At 37.8% G+C, this 14,578-nt stretch carries 12 protein-coding genes; 5 read left to right on the top strand and 7 right to left on the bottom strand.

The window, feature by feature from the left end:
* Positions 1-72: 72 nt before the first annotated feature.
* The 4 genes from ABS768_RS02330 to ABS768_RS02315 form a co-directional block, all read right to left on the bottom strand.
* Entirely contained in the window at positions 73-1,032 is a 960-nt protein-coding gene (locus ABS768_RS02330) for a quinone oxidoreductase family protein (protein ID WP_408073353.1), read from the bottom strand.
* 69 nt (positions 1,033-1,101) lie between these two features.
* Complete coding sequence (locus ABS768_RS02325) at positions 1,102-1,581, bottom strand: Crp/Fnr family transcriptional regulator (RefSeq protein ID WP_408073685.1); 480 nt, start codon at positions 1,579-1,581, stop codon at positions 1,102-1,104.
* A 49-nt stretch (positions 1,582-1,630) separates the two neighbouring features.
* Positions 1,631-2,092, bottom strand: a complete 462-nt coding sequence (locus ABS768_RS02320; protein WP_408073351.1) for a GyrI-like domain-containing protein — start codon at positions 2,090-2,092, stop codon at positions 1,631-1,633.
* Positions 2,093-2,185: 93 nt separating this feature from the next.
* On the bottom strand, positions 2,186-2,725 hold the full coding sequence (locus tag ABS768_RS02315; RefSeq protein WP_330442106.1) for a DUF2892 domain-containing protein: 540 nt from the start codon (positions 2,723-2,725) through the stop codon (positions 2,186-2,188).
* Positions 2,726-2,894: 169 nt separating this feature from the next.
* Between ABS768_RS02315 and rpmH the strand changes: the two genes are divergently transcribed.
* The 5 genes from rpmH (at position 2,895) to ABS768_RS02290 (ending at position 10,095) form a co-directional block, all read left to right on the top strand.
* Positions 2,895-3,056, top strand: coding sequence for a 50S ribosomal protein L34 (gene rpmH, locus ABS768_RS02310; RefSeq protein ID WP_026979292.1), 162 nt, complete (start codon positions 2,895-2,897; stop codon positions 3,054-3,056).
* Positions 3,057-3,229: 173 nt separating this feature from the next.
* Complete coding sequence (gene carB / locus ABS768_RS02305) at positions 3,230-6,082, top strand: carbamoyl-phosphate synthase large subunit (RefSeq protein WP_408073349.1); 2,853 nt, start codon at positions 3,230-3,232, stop codon at positions 6,080-6,082.
* A gap of 161 nt (positions 6,083-6,243) precedes the next feature.
* Positions 6,244-8,286 (top strand): CotH kinase family protein, encoded by a 2,043-nt coding sequence (locus ABS768_RS02300; RefSeq protein ID WP_408073348.1) that lies wholly within the window; start codon positions 6,244-6,246, stop codon positions 8,284-8,286.
* A gap of 109 nt (positions 8,287-8,395) precedes the next feature.
* Entirely contained in the window at positions 8,396-9,367 is a 972-nt protein-coding gene (locus ABS768_RS02295; RefSeq protein WP_408073347.1) for an ion channel, read from the top strand.
* A gap of 146 nt (positions 9,368-9,513) precedes the next feature.
* Positions 9,514-10,095, top strand: coding sequence for a T9SS type A sorting domain-containing protein (locus tag ABS768_RS02290; protein ID WP_408073346.1), 582 nt, complete (start codon positions 9,514-9,516; stop codon positions 10,093-10,095).
* Between the two features lie 96 nt (positions 10,096-10,191).
* Here ABS768_RS02290 and ABS768_RS02285 read toward each other — a convergent pair whose 3' ends face one another.
* From ABS768_RS02285 to ABS768_RS02275, 3 genes are all read right to left on the bottom strand, one after another.
* Positions 10,192-12,210, bottom strand: coding sequence for an FG-GAP-like repeat-containing protein (locus ABS768_RS02285; protein ID WP_408073344.1), 2,019 nt, complete (start codon positions 12,208-12,210; stop codon positions 10,192-10,194).
* A 34-nt stretch (positions 12,211-12,244) separates the two neighbouring features.
* Positions 12,245-13,336: a hypothetical protein gene (locus ABS768_RS02280; protein WP_408073342.1), complete on the bottom strand. Its 1,092-nt coding sequence runs from the start codon at positions 13,334-13,336 to the stop codon at positions 12,245-12,247.
* A gap of 110 nt (positions 13,337-13,446) precedes the next feature.
* Positions 13,447-14,544 (bottom strand): hypothetical protein, encoded by a 1,098-nt coding sequence (locus tag ABS768_RS02275; protein ID WP_408073341.1) that lies wholly within the window; start codon positions 14,542-14,544, stop codon positions 13,447-13,449.
* Between the last annotated feature and the right edge of the window lie 34 nt (positions 14,545-14,578).

The raw sequence follows: 14,578 nt of genomic DNA, 5'->3' as shown, positions 1-14,578 counted from the left end.
AACATATTTTGTTAAGGAGAATATGTAAACGGTAAAAAAATCCGCTGAACTGCGGATTTAAGAGTATACGTGTTAAATTTTAACTACAAAGCGGGATCCCGAAGGTTCTTTTTCAGTCCATATTTTCTCAATATCTTTTAGTTGAACGATTTCAAAATCTATTTTAAGTCTGCCTTCGGCTGCCAGGTGGAAAGCTTCCGGTAATTCCTTTTGCATGTAATTATTTAGCTCCTGTGGAGAGATGCTGCCAATGCCCGAACCTAATATTTCTATTTGTGTACTACGCAATACCGATGAAGGAAGGTTAATATTTGCTCCCGCCATTTGACCAACAGTTATTATTTTAGTTTTATGCGGAGGCATTTTACCTATTACCTTAATGATTGTTTCGAGAGGAGAGCCCCACAAATAATCCAGTACAATATCAATAGGGGTAGATTTGTATATTTGTTCTAATTGAGATGAAATATTATCTTCACTATTATTTAGATTAATTACTTCATCAGCTCCCATTAATTTTAATTGTTCAAGAATTTCTTCGTTACGACCAGTTGCAATCACTTTTACAGCACCACGATGTTTGGCCATTTGTACAGCTATTTTTCCTGTAACACCTGTAGCTCCGTTTATCAATACGGTATAGCCGGGCTGTATGTTGCCTCTGTAAAGTAATGCCGCGTCCGATCCTAATAATGCATTAGGTAAAACTGCTGCCGTTTCATAATCTATATTATCGGGTAAAACGGTCCATTGATTTTTGGTTACAAGTGCTTTTTCGGCAATCATTCCTGTTTTGCTCCATGCATAAATACGTGTGCCGTTTTCAAGTATTCCGGCTCCGTCTATCCCAACTGTTACGGGTAGGGAGGAGTAGGAGGTGTAATGCCTGCCTGCTGCTTTCATCCTGTCAAGCTGTTTTATGGATGCCGCTTTTACGGTTATTAAAACCTCATTATCGTTTTGTGGAGTCGGGGCATTAAAATCATCATATTTTGGAAGTGTTCCCAACTCATATAATACTGCTGCTTTCATGTTTATTATTTTAAAGCAAAATTCGCAGTAATGTCTCGGGCAGGCGATAACAATTGTTAAGAAATAGGTCTATTTACGGTTTCGTATACGGCTTAGAGAAACAGGGGTAATCCCTAAATAAGAGGCGATATAATGCTGAGGTACACGCTGAAGGATATGAGGGTGTTTTTTCAATAACTCGTTATATCTGTCCAGTGGTTTATCTTTTAAATAAGTGATAAGGTGTTTGGAGTAGTAAAAAAAGCGGTCCAGGATGAGTTTGTCAAACCATTTTTTGAATTCGGTGTTCGATTCCAGTAATTCCATAAACTGATTTTTAGGCATTACAAGCAAAGTACATTGTTCTATGGACTCGAGAGTGAAGTCACTTTTTTCATTCTTTAGCAGGCTTTCCATTGAGGCGATTGCTTTTCCTTCAAAAAAGAACTGAGTAGTTATTTCATTACCGTTGTTATTGATCCACATCCTGAGGCAACCCGACTTTACAAAATAAACAGCATGCGATTTTTCCCCTTCATTAAGTAAAATAGTTTTGGGAGGGACGGTTATTTCCTCTAAATCGAATGCTGTTATGAGTTGTAAAGTATTGATAGTGCTATTATTTTACAGACAGATAGATATCTATTTCTGCATTATTCCAGTCGGCAGCCTTAGCTCCGTAAACCTCAAAGTCAAAACCATAGGCTCTGTTGCTGTCGTTCTTTTTCCAAATTTCCCTCCAGGTGTCAGCTACACAGTTGGGCATTTGTCCCTTTGCAGTAACCATTTCATAGTTTTGGGAAGGGATGGTAATGCTGTCAACTCCATTAGGGATTTCGGCATCTTCCGGAACACGATATCCTATAAAGTAAGCATAGGGATTTGTATGGTCGCCTTCGTAGTTAAAATATACCGCATAAACATCGTTGCTGAGTTTTTGTGGTAGTTTGTTACCTATAAAGCTTCCGCCGAAGTGCTGCCACAGTGCGCCACAGTCTTCCATGGCTTTGTTGTTTTCGTTTGTGGTTTTAAAGCCGAGCTTTAATCCGGCAAGTTTAAATGATGTGTTTTTGATTTCCATTTTTGATTGATGATATTATTTGATTGTAAAAATAATGTATTGCAATAAAAAAACCACCCGAAAGGGTGGTTTTAATAATATTTGGAGTAAATATTAATATCTTCTCATTTGTTGTACCGGTCCGCGCTTCATTTGCTGTTTCATCATAGTGATTTGATCTTTCAGCATACCTTGCTTATCCAGCTTTTTTGCTTCTGCTAAAAGTTTTTCGGCCTCCATTTTTCTGTTTTTGCTCATAGCTATACCGGCAAGGTTAAGTTTTGCCATGGCAAGATCCTGATCCATGCTAAGCCCAAGCTCAACAGCTTTTTTAAGGTACTTCTCGGCAGCATTAAGGTTTGTTTGCGAAACCATAAGTCCGTTAAGGTAGTTATAGTATCCCTGTTGTTTTCTTACTAAAGATGCTTCAGGGTTCTTTATTTTATCCAGCCATTTTTTAGCTCCGTCAAAATCCTGCTTTCTAAGTTTAAGGAAAGCCATGATTATTATTTCGTTTTTGAAGTATAATAACACAAAAATCAACGAAAGTAAAATAAGGAAAATACCGTTACCTATATTCTTTTCGGTGAACTGCCATACAGCAGTAAAAATTAACAGGGCTGTAATTACCAGCTTAATGTTTTTGTTGAACATGATATTTTTTTAATTTTGTGACTGCAAAGGTAAGAAAATGAATTAAAAATATTTTTATAAAACCACTTGCAGGAAAAAAAAGACTTCGTATATTTGCACGCGGTTTTAGGAGAACAGATTTCTGAAAGCTCGAGAAGATATTTCAATAAAGATTTAAAGATACATTACAATGAGTAAGAGAACGTTTCAACCATCAAAGAGAAAAAGAAGAAATAAGCACGGTTTCATGGAAAGAATGGCTTCTGCCAACGGTAGAAAAGTGCTTGCTCGCAGAAGAGCTAAAGGAAGACATAAATTAACTGTGTCCAGCGAACCAAGACATAAGAAATAATGTTTGTATTTAGAACATATATAAAGGTGTTACTTTTTAAGGGTAACGCCTTTTTTTATGCCTAAGTAAAATTTTGCCCCCAAAACGACGGGGGATTTTTTTAAAATATAAATAGTAACTTTGCAAAGTTTCTCAAGGAGAGAACTATAAACTACAACTACTTAATATATACAATGCCGAAAGACACTTCTATTAAATCAGTTTTAATTATAGGTTCGGGTCCAATCATCATCGGACAGGCCTGCGAATTTGACTATGCCGGATCACAGGCAGCACGATCTTTAAAGGAAGAAGGGATTGAGGTTATCCTGATTAACTCTAATCCTGCAACAATCATGACCGACCCATCTATGGCCGATCATGTGTACCTTAAGCCTCTTAACACTAAATCTATTATTGAAATTTTAAAGGCTCACCCAAATATCGATGCTGTATTGCCAACAATGGGAGGTCAAACAGCTCTTAACCTTTGTCTTGAAGCAGAGGAAAAAGGGATTTGGGAAGATTTTAATGTAAGGCTGATAGGTGTAGATATTAACGCAATCAACATTACAGAAGACAGGGAGCAGTTTAAACAGCTTCTTGAGAAAATTGAAATTCCTGCAGCTCCGGCTAAAATAGCCAACTCTTTCCTTAAAGGTAAAGAAATTGCACAGGAGTTTGGGTTCCCGCTTGTAATTCGCCCTTCATTTACACTGGGTGGTACAGGTGCAGCTTTTGTATATAAAGAAGAGGAGTTTGATGAACTGCTTACACGCGGTCTTGAAGCTTCTCCAATACACGAAGTACTTATTGATAAGGCACTTTTCGGATGGAAAGAGTATGAGCTTGAGCTTCTTCGTGATAAAAATGATAATGTAGTTATCATCTGTTCTATCGAGAACATGGACCCAATGGGTATCCACACAGGAGACAGTATTACTGTTGCTCCGGCTATGACCCTTTCTGATAGCACTTATCAGAGAATGAGGGATATGGCTATCAAGATGATGAGAAGTATAGGTAACTTTGCGGGTGGTTGTAACGTGCAGTTTGCCGTAAGCCCTGATGAGAAAGAAGATATAGTTGCTATCGAGATTAACCCTCGTGTATCACGTTCATCTGCACTGGCTTCTAAAGCTACAGGTTACCCAATTGCAAAAATCGCTTCTAAACTGGCTTTAGGTTATCACCTTGACGAACTAATGAACCAGATTACCAAGTCAACTTCAGCTTACTTTGAGCCAACACTTGACTACGTAATTGTGAAAATACCTCGTTGGAACTTTGATAAGTTTGACGGCGCAGACAGAAGACTTGGCCTTCAGATGAAATCAGTAGGTGAGGTTATGGGTATTGGTCGTTCATTCCAGGAAGCACTTCACAAAGCTACACAGTCTCTTGAAATTAAGAGAAACGGTCTTGGTGCCGACGGTAAAGGATATACTAATTACGAGCAGATTATAGAAAAACTTACTAATGCCAGCTGGGACAGGGTATTCGTAATCTATGATGCTATCCAGATGGGTATTCCGTTAAGCCGAATCAACGAGATTACTAATATTGATATGTGGTTCCTTAAACAATATGAAGAACTTTACATACTAGAGAAAGAAATTTCTACATATACTATAGATACGTTACCGAAAGAACTTCTTCTTGAAGCGAAACAAAAAGGTTTTGCTGATAGGCAAATTGCTCACATGATGGGTTGTCTTGAAAGTGAAGTTTACAAAAAACGTGACGAAATGGGAGTTAACCGTGTTTACAAACTGGTTGATACCTGTGCGGCAGAGTTTAAGGCAAAAACGCCTTACTACTACTCAACTTTTGAAGCTGAAATCGAAAAGGCCGACGGTACAAGATATGTAGATAACGAAAGCACTGTTACTGATAAGAAAAAGGTTATCGTACTTGGATCGGGACCTAACAGGATTGGTCAGGGTATTGAGTTTGACTACTCTTGTGTACACGGTGTACTTGCAGCTTCAGAATGTGGTTATGAAACCATTATGATTAACTGTAATCCTGAAACAGTTTCTACCGACTTCGATACGGCTGATAAGCTTTACTTCGAACCGGTATTCTGGGAACATATTTATGACATTATCCGTCATGAAAAACCGGAAGGTGTAATTGTACAGCTTGGTGGGCAAACAGCTCTTAAACTTGCTGAGAAACTTGACAGATACGGTATAAAAATATTAGGTACAAGTTACGAAGCGCTTGACCTTGCTGAAGACAGAGGACGTTTCTCTGAACTACTTTCTGACCTTAAAATTCCATTCCCTAAGTTTGGTGTGGCAGAAAGCGCAGAAGAGGCTTCTAAACTTGCTGATACGCTAGACTTCCCACTACTTGTAAGACCTTCTTACGTGCTTGGTGGCCAGGGTATGAAAATTGTTATCAACAAAAAAGAACTTGAAGAGCATGTTATCGACCTGCTTAAGAGTATCCCGGGTAACAAACTTCTGTTAGACCACTATCTTGATGGTGCTATCGAAGCAGAAGCCGATGCGATTTGTGATGGTGAAGATGTTTACATCATCGGTATCATGGAGCACATTGAGCCTTGTGGTGTACACTCTGGTGACAGTAACGCAACACTACCTCCTTTCAACCTTGGAGAGTTTGTAATGCAACAGATAAAAGACCATACTAAGAAAATTGCAGTAGCACTTAAAACAGTAGGTCTAATAAACATACAGTTTGCTATTAAAGATGATACAGTATACATTATCGAAGCAAACCCAAGAGCATCGAGAACGGTTCCGTTTATTGCAAAAGCATACGGTGAGCCTTATGTAAACTATGCAACTAAAGTTATGCTTGGAGAGAAAAAAGTAAAAGACTTTACTTTCAATCCTCAGCTTAACGGATATGCTATCAAACAACCGGTATTCTCTTTCAACAAGTTCCCTGGTGTAAACAAGAAGCTTGGTCCTGAAATGAAGTCTACAGGTGAGAGTATCCTGTTTATTGAAGATCTTAAAGACGATCAGTTCTACGAGCTGTACTCAAGAAGGAAAATGTACTTAAGCAGATAAAATTTAGTCTTAAATAAAAAAGGTCCGCTTTTAGCGGACCTTTTTTATTTAATGTCGCCTTTTTTACCATTACTTTTTGTAGAAATAATTCGAGTGTTTAATTACGGTTAAGTTATTATAATATATTTGTTAAAAATACACGAAACCAACTAGTTAAAAACATGAATTTAAAAATTACTCTTAAGCACTTGTTTGCTTTTGTGCTATTGCTGCCCGCAATGGCATTTGCCCAGGTTACATTTACTGATAGTAACCTTCCCATCGTAATTATTACTACCGATATCAACCCTGACACGGGACAGCCGACAGTGATACCGGATGAACCTAAAGTGTGGGCTGATATGAAAATTATTTTTCATCCTGACGGTACCCGAAACTATATGACTGATCAGGATAATGCCGATTTTCTGGATTATGATGCCCGTATTAAAATTGAATTAAGAGGCTCGACCTCACAGTCACTTCCTAAAAAGCAATACGGATGGACAACCTATGATGCCAACGGAGATAAACAGAACGTAAGTATACTGGGCATGCCTAAAGAAAACGATTGGATATTAAACGGACTGGCGTTTGATGCTACCCTAATGCGTGATTACCTTGTGTATAACCTGTCCCGCCAAATGGGTCAGTATGCATCGCGTACACAATATTGTGAAGTAGTGATAAATGGTAATTACCGTGGGTTGTATGTATTACAGGAGAAGTTGAAAGACGATTCTAAAAGGATTAATATAGAAGATATAAGTGAGGATGATATATCGGGTTCTAATCTAACCGGAGGTTATATTACCAAAGCAGACAAAACTACCGGGGGTGACCCTGTAGCATGGGTAATGCAGTCGGATGCGCAAGACACCGATTTTATCCATGAACTTCCTAAACCCGAAGATGTTACTGTTGAGCAGGATACTTATATTCATTCACAGTTTACAGCTCTGGAAACAGCAGCAAACAATAGTGATTCTGATTTGATTACAGGGTACCCTTCGGTAATTGATGTTCCTACTTTTGTTGATTTTATGATATTGAACGAACTTTCCTCAAATGTGGATGCCTACCAAATAAGTACCTATTTCCATAAGGATAGGGGAGGCAAGCTAAGGGCAGGGCCTGTATGGGACTTTAACCTGAGCTTTGGTCATGATGAGTTTGGCGATAGGAGCCATACCGATATATGGCAGTTTGATAACGGTGATAATGAAGGGCCTCGTTTTTGGAAACAGTTATTTGCGAATACCGAGTTTAAATGTTATTTGTCTAAGCGTTGGAACTCGCTTATTGCTACCGGTAATGTTCTAAATTATGATGGCCTTAGTAATTACATAGATGAAACAGTTGAACTTATTAGTGAAGCGGCAGTAAGGGAACAGCAACGTTGGGGTACGGTACCTAACCATGCGGCAGAGATTACTGCGCTAAAAACTTTTATTGCAGACAGGATTGACTGGATGACAGATCATGTGGGTACATTTACAGCCTGTAATGATCCTGATTTGCCACAGCTTGTTATAAACAGGATAAATTACCATCCTGGGGAGTCGGATGAGTTTCCGGAATCTGATGATCAGGAATTTATTGAAATTAAGAATGTGAGTAATGAAACTGTAAACCTTACAGGTATTTATGTACGCGAATTGGGTATTTCATATCAGTTTCCGGCAAATGCCACACTGGAAGCCGATCAGGGTGTGTTTATTGCCAGTAATCCTGAAGTTTTTGAAGCGAGATATGGTTTTACTCCTTACGGAAAGTTTGAACGAAACCTGTCTAACAGTACACAGAGACTTGTACTAGCTGATGGTTTTGGAAATGTTATTGACGATGTTGAATATGACGATGATAGTCCGTGGCCCGATGCCGACGGAAACGGAAGTTATTTACTGCTAACAGATACCTCTTTAGACAATAGTCTTGCTTCAAGCTGGACAGCAGTTGAAGAAGGTTCACTTTCGGTTTCTGACTACGTTATGGCTTCACAGCTTATACTATATCCTAACCCGGTAAATAATGTGCTTACTATACAGGCAACTGAAAATATTGATGCCGTTGTTGTGTATGATGTTTATGGGAAACAGATTAAAGAGCTAAGTACAAACGGTGTTAATGTAGAGTTGGATTTTAGTAAGTACCATGCTGGTATCTATATTGTTACTATTACTACAGCTCAGGGAACAACCAGCAAAAAAGTGATTAAACAGTAAGTTTAATCCATAAATGTATAAGGGAGTCCGCTTGTAAAAGCGGACTTTTTATTTTTATTAATGAAAAAATGAATCTTTATATTTGATAAATCAATTTTACCATAGCCCAATGAATGTTTTTAAAGGAATAATAAATACCAAAGCAAAAACCGATAGTAATACGGGATTTAGTAGTAATCCTTCTACTTATGGCGGGCGCTTTATAAATAAAGACGGTACAGCTAATATTGAGAAAAGAGGAATTTCTTTTTTAAACCGCATTAGCTGGTATCATATGATGCTTAATATGAATGGCTGGAAGTTTATAGCAGTGCTTTTTACGTTTTATGCTGGTATAAACTTTGTGTTTGCCAGTTTATATTATCTTATAGGTTTAGAATATCTGGATGGAGTAGGGAATACAGGCAGCGAATGGGTCAAATTTGGTAAGGCTTATTTTTTTAGTGCACAAACCTTTACTACAGTAGGGTACGGGCATATTAGTCCAAACGGATTTTTTACGAGTGCACTCGCCGCTACCGAAGCTTTAACCGGACTGCTTAGTTTTGCTATTGCTACAGGTTTATTTTATGGGCGTTTTAGCCGTCCTAAGGCTTTTTTAAGATTTTCTCAAAATGCCATTATTGCTCCCTATAAAAATGTAAATGCCCTTATGGTGAGACTGGCACCGTTTAAAAATACTAATCTTATAGATGCAGAGGCACGTATGACAATGGGTATGAGTGTTAATGAAAACGGTATAATGGTTACCAAATTTTATACCCTGAATTTGGAGCTGCAAAAAATTAATTCGCTTACTTTAAGCTGGACACTGGTACATCCTATAGATGAAAATAGTCCGTTTTATGGTTTTACAGAAGATGATTTTGCAGCTGCAGAAGGTGAGATAATAGTTTATATCAAAGCTTTTGACGATTTATTCAGTTCTACGGTGGCTACTACTACTTCCTTTTTGTTTGATGAAATAGTGTACGGAGCTAAGTTTGAGATTATGTATAATGAAAATGATGATAATACTACAACTGTACTGCATCTGGACAAAATTAATAAGTTTAATAAAATTGAATTAAACAAATACTAAGTCAAATCTGTTATTTACTAAGTCTTTTCTGTCGTATACTAAATAGGTAAAATGTTTTAGGTTTTTATAAAGTTACTTTGTAGTGGTAAATTAAGTTATAATATAAACTACAGCAAATCAAGTTTTAACAACCTAAAGCAAAACGTATGAAAAGAATTTTACTTTTATCAGCATTATTTGCAACTATTGGCCTTTCGGCACAAACTACACACCATATTGACAACTGGGCAATGGGTATTAGTAGTCAGGATGCATCATTAACCATATACGAGGGAGATACGGTACAGTGGACGTGGAGTGATGGCCTGCCACACACAGTTAGTTCGACAGCCGGAAGTACAGAGACTTTTGACAGCGGAACCCTTTCGGGTGCAGGACAAACCTATTCCCATACCTTTACAGAGGAAGGCTCTAATCCTTATCAGTGTAATGTGCACCCTGGAATGAATGGTACTATAACTGTACAGGCAATTTTAGGTATTGATGACGTAAGCAAAGTAACATTTGAATACTACCCAAACCCAACTACTGATATTTTAACGATTAATGCAGGCGATATTATTGATAATATTGCTGTGTATGATGTGAGTGGTAAGCTTGTAATGCAGTCAGATAATGCAGGTAATTCAAACAGTAAAATTTATATGCAAAACTATAATGCCGGTACTTATTTTGTTAAAGTTACTGTAGCAGGACAAACAAAAACCATATCGGTAGTTAAGCAATAATTAAAAACATCAGTTTTTAGCTATATTAAAAAGTGTGTGTGTGAAAAAGCCTGTCTATATAGACAGGCTTTTCTTTTTATAGAAAATTAAAAGAGGTTATTCTTTAATGATTTTTGAAGTGTGGTATTTTCCTGTATTATCCTGAAGGATTACTGCATAAGTACCCTGAGCAAGTTCTTTAACAGAAATAGTGTTGTTAGTGATTTGACTATCGCTTACAATTCTTCCGTTAACTGTGTAGATAAGAGCTCTTGTTATTTCAATATTTTGTGCTTCTACTTTTATATAATCTTTAGCAGGGTTAGGGTATAGTTTAAAAAGTTTGCTTTCAATATCTGAAATGCCAAGTACAGTTTCGCCTTCGGTTACATGGGTAGTTTGGTTTATCTGTGGGTTGTCTATAATGTCCACAACACCTGATGGCCATTTAATAACCAATTGGTCTACCATTTCGGTTTGTCCTAAACCGAAATGAACATTTAACGAACTCATATACCTGAAACCGTCACCACTTCTTACATCACGTATTTGTTGTGTCCAGGTTCCTGTGGAAGCGTGAATTTCAACTCTTGCTCCAATACCGTTTCGATTGCTGTCTACACCCTCAAGGGTAATTTTCATCCAGTTATTGTCGTTACCGTTATTAAAATAAATTTTAGTTTCGGTAAATACATCAAGGAAACCATCGTTATTTAAATCACCGATAGGACCGTGACCAAATGCGATCGGCATTGGTGTAAATGTCATGTCGCCATTATTCATCATGATAGCATTACCACCACCAAAAACATCTACAAAACCATCGTTGTTAAAATCGTGAGCCACATGCTCATTGTTAATTCCCGGAAAGGTATCATAACCGGAATCTTCTGTGCCGTCAGTAAAAGTACCGTCGCCGTTGTTTATCATGAATTTATGTCCGCCATTTGCAAAAGAGCTTGCTCCTATAAGTGCATCCATATCTCCGTCATTGTCATAATCAGCCCAGGCAGATGACCATGTTTGTACCATGTCGGCCATGTTAGACTCATTTGTGTCAATACTGGCAACTGTGGTAAATACTCCATCTCCGTCGTTACGGTGCAGTTCATTCATTGCAGCCATGCTACCTCCACCACGACATTTGGCTATAAACAGGTCGGGGTCATTATCATTATCATAATCAACCCAAATGGAACCGTAGTTTCCGCCGTCAGGATAATCACCTAATCCTCCCTGAATAAATTCATACCCGTCTTCACCATTATTTAAAAAGTATACATTTGGCTTAACGTCATGACATACAAAAGCATCAAGGTTTCCGTCATTGTTAATGTCAACGAAGTTTGTTCTTTGTGAGAAAAGGTAAAATCCGGGATCACTTTCTATTTTATCTGAAAAAGAAGTTCCTTCATCATCGGCAAGCATTATAGCTGCTCCCGATCCGTTACCGTAAAGGAGGTCATTATAACCGTTACCGTCATAATCGCCCGCAGCCATACTCCAGCCAGGCATAAATACTGTTGAAGGGGCTGTTAACTGAGCAGATGTAAATGTACCGTCTGCCATTTGGTATAGTACATTGACAAAACCTTCTACAGGAGATACAATGTCGTCAAGATAATCACCATTAAGATCTACGACACAGTTTTTATAAGATCCGGATAAGGTTATATTTTGTGGTGTGAACATAGGTGGGCTATACGGCATTTCAGTTAAAACAAAACTAAAATCATCAGAGTTCCATTTGTTATCAAAGGCAAAAATAAAAGTTTCCCCTGCCATTACACTATATGTAATATATGATGTTAGGTTACCGCCGCTGTCATCATCTCCGTCAATACAGGTTAAGTTGCCACACTCCCCAGAGTAAAGCATGATACGTGTGTCTGTGTTTACAATTCCTTCTACGTTTGTGCTAATGGTAATGTTATGATTTTCTGTTGCAGTATAGGAATACCATGCTCCCATAGTTGGTATAACGGTATCTATACAGTTTTGTGGGGCTTCGCTTCCGTCGCTAAAAGAGACATTATACTGTCCTTCTGTAACGTTTAGAGCTTCATCACAGCTTTGCTGTGCATACAGGCTACAGCAGCCTGTAAAAGCTAATAGTAGAGTAGCAATTCTTTTCATAAGCTAGTTTGGTTGTTGGTTTGATTTTAATTTTTTAAGGGCATGGCTCTTGCATGCTGCTAATCCATTCGTCCATAAGTTCAAGCGCTTCTGTATGTTGTATAGTCCTTCCTAAAAGGGGCATTCTTTCGTTTTCCAGTACTGAATTTAACCTGTAATACATTTCAGATCGTTCTGCACTGCCCCGGGATATTATATGTGTAAGCGAGTTGTTTATAAACTCTTGTGGTTCTATACATATTCCCAGGTTAGAAGGGGTAACGGTTTCATTAAAGGCTAGCCTTATAGGGCGATAATCACAATGTGACCCTTCGCGGTGGCAATGGGCACAGTTAATGTCAAGATAAGAGCGAACTCTTAATTCCAAAGGCTGGGTTTTATCTGTCCAGTCTATACTAGTAGTAATATCTGTAGGTAAATTATTTTCAAGATAACCCTGTTCAACCCATTTTGTCAGCTGGTTTTTAGCTCCGTCACTATAATTGAACAGTTTGTTCAGGTTTTGAGGTTTAGGGCCTATAGGAAGCGAATCCTGTTGTGATTTATGGCAGGTAAAACATTCTATTCTTGAAGGTATACGGTAATTTGTAGTTTTTATTTCATCCCCCTGTTGCCAGGAAATGTTAGTAAAGCTTCCGCTCATATTGAGTGAGGCTTCTGTTTGTTCTTCATTCCAAATATAATCGGCAAAAATCCATTTACCTTCTTTTTTTATCATTAGCCTGGTTTCTATGATACGGGTATTATTATCCGGTTGTACATTGTTGTAATAAAAGTTTTTTATCAGTACGGCTCCGTTAGGAAAGTTTAGTACGTCGTTATCTGAAACATAAGAAGCCTTTACATTTTCCGGCATCCATACAAAACGTTTTTTTAAAGCGTAGTCTGTAAAAAGTGTACTGTTAAGGTCGTAAGGAATTACACCTTTAACAGGATTGAGGCTTTTCATTTCGCCTTCAAAAAAGTTATAATCCGATAGATTCGGATAGGGAACGGCACCAAGATCCATCACTACCGGAGAGGTGTCCGGTAATTCCGAATATTCGCCCGAATCGTCCGATCCGCATGATAAAAGTGTAGTTATTGTGCTAAAAAACACAATAATATATAGGGTAAGGCTTTTCATATTATTATATAAGCAATTTTTGTTTAAAAATAACAAATATATAATAAAACCTTAAAATTCAAACATTTAAGGTTAAAAAAGCGTTAAAATGCGATTTTGTTGTGATAAAATTAATCACATGGAGTTTCCATATTGTTTATCCAGGCGTTAATCATTTGGAGCGCATCATCGTCTTTTAAGGTGCGCCCTATTTGAGGCATCATTTCAACCGGATCAAGGCTTGCCATTTTGAAAGGTAGAAGTGAGTTTCTGGCATCACCTGCTTTTATAATATACTCCTGTCCGCCGCTAGCAAAATCTAACGGTGGTGTGCATATTCCAAAGTTTTCTGTAGTATTACCTGCACTGTAAGCCAGGTTCATAGGGGTGTAACCGCAATAGGTGTTAGGAGAGTGGCAATGGGCACAATTTATATCAAGATATGACCTAACCCTGTCTTCAAGAGGTTTGGTTTCATCGTGCCAGTCTACTGTTGATACGATTTCTGAAGGTAGGTTACTACTGTCAAGGTAACCTTTTTCAACCCATTTTTGCAGCTGATTGCTGTTCCCGTCACTAAAGTTGAAATTTTTATTCAGGTTTTGGGGTTTTGGTCCAATTGGCGTATTGGCATCAAAAAGCTGGTGGCATTTAAAGCATTCCAGTTCAGAAGGGATTCTGTAATTGGTTTGTAGTGTAACACCGTTCTGTTCCCATGAAATAGGGACAGTATTTCCGTTTAGGCTATAGGTAGCTTCGGTTTGTTCATCATTCCATATATAATTGGCAAATATCCATCCGTCTTCTTTTTTAATAAGTATACGGGTTTCGATTATTTTTGTGGTGTTATCAGGCTGTACATTATTATAGTAAAAGTTCTTTATAAGTACTGCCCCTTTAGGGAAATTAAGTATACTCCCGTCGGTATCATAAGTAGCAGTTACATTATCAGGCATCCATACAAAACGCTTTTTAAGCGCATAGTCTGTAAAAAGTGAACTGTTAAGGTCGTATGGTAATACTCCGTTTACGGGCTGAAGGTTTTTCATTTCGCCTTCAAAGAAATTGTAATCAGATAATTTAGGATAAGGCACGGCTGTAATATCAAATACTACAGGTGACTCTTCAGGTATCTCAGAATAGTTGTCACTATCATCTGATCCGCATGATATAAAAAAGCTAAATAATAAAGAAATTACAGCTAAAGGTAAAAAGTATTGTTTTTTCATTCGTTATATCCTAAAATTGATGTAAGGATAACAA

The sequence above is a fragment of the Flavobacterium rhizophilum genome (genome assembly GCF_046000485.1).
Taxonomy (GTDB): domain Bacteria; phylum Bacteroidota; class Bacteroidia; order Flavobacteriales; family Flavobacteriaceae; genus Flavobacterium; species Flavobacterium rhizophilum.
The sequence above is the reverse complement of the archived record's forward strand: the minus strand, read 5'-3'. Positions and strand labels throughout refer to the sequence as shown.

Coding starts and splice junctions, on each gene's coding strand:
- ABS768_RS02320 (WP_408073351.1), bottom strand. CDS start 2,092: ATGGAAATCAAAAACACATCATTTAAACTTGCCGGATTAAAGCTCGGC.
- ABS768_RS02275 (WP_408073341.1), bottom strand. CDS start 14,544: ATGAAAAAACAATACTTTTTACCTTTAGCTGTAATTTCTTTATTATTT.
- ABS768_RS02330 (WP_408073353.1), bottom strand. CDS start 1,032: ATGAAAGCAGCAGTATTATATGAGTTGGGAACACTTCCAAAATATGAT.
- ABS768_RS02295 (WP_408073347.1), top strand. CDS start 8,396: ATGAATGTTTTTAAAGGAATAATAAATACCAAAGCAAAAACCGATAGT.
- ABS768_RS02280 (WP_408073342.1), bottom strand. CDS start 13,336: ATGAAAAGCCTTACCCTATATATTATTGTGTTTTTTAGCACAATAACT.
- ABS768_RS02315 (WP_330442106.1), bottom strand. CDS start 2,725: ATGTTCAACAAAAACATTAAGCTGGTAATTACAGCCCTGTTAATTTTT.
- rpmH (WP_026979292.1), top strand. CDS start 2,895: ATGAGTAAGAGAACGTTTCAACCATCAAAGAGAAAAAGAAGAAATAAG.
- ABS768_RS02285 (WP_408073344.1), bottom strand. CDS start 12,210: ATGAAAAGAATTGCTACTCTACTATTAGCTTTTACAGGCTGCTGTAGC.
- ABS768_RS02300 (WP_408073348.1), top strand. CDS start 6,244: ATGAATTTAAAAATTACTCTTAAGCACTTGTTTGCTTTTGTGCTATTG.
- ABS768_RS02290 (WP_408073346.1), top strand. CDS start 9,514: ATGAAAAGAATTTTACTTTTATCAGCATTATTTGCAACTATTGGCCTT.
- carB (WP_408073349.1), top strand. CDS start 3,230: ATGCCGAAAGACACTTCTATTAAATCAGTTTTAATTATAGGTTCGGGT.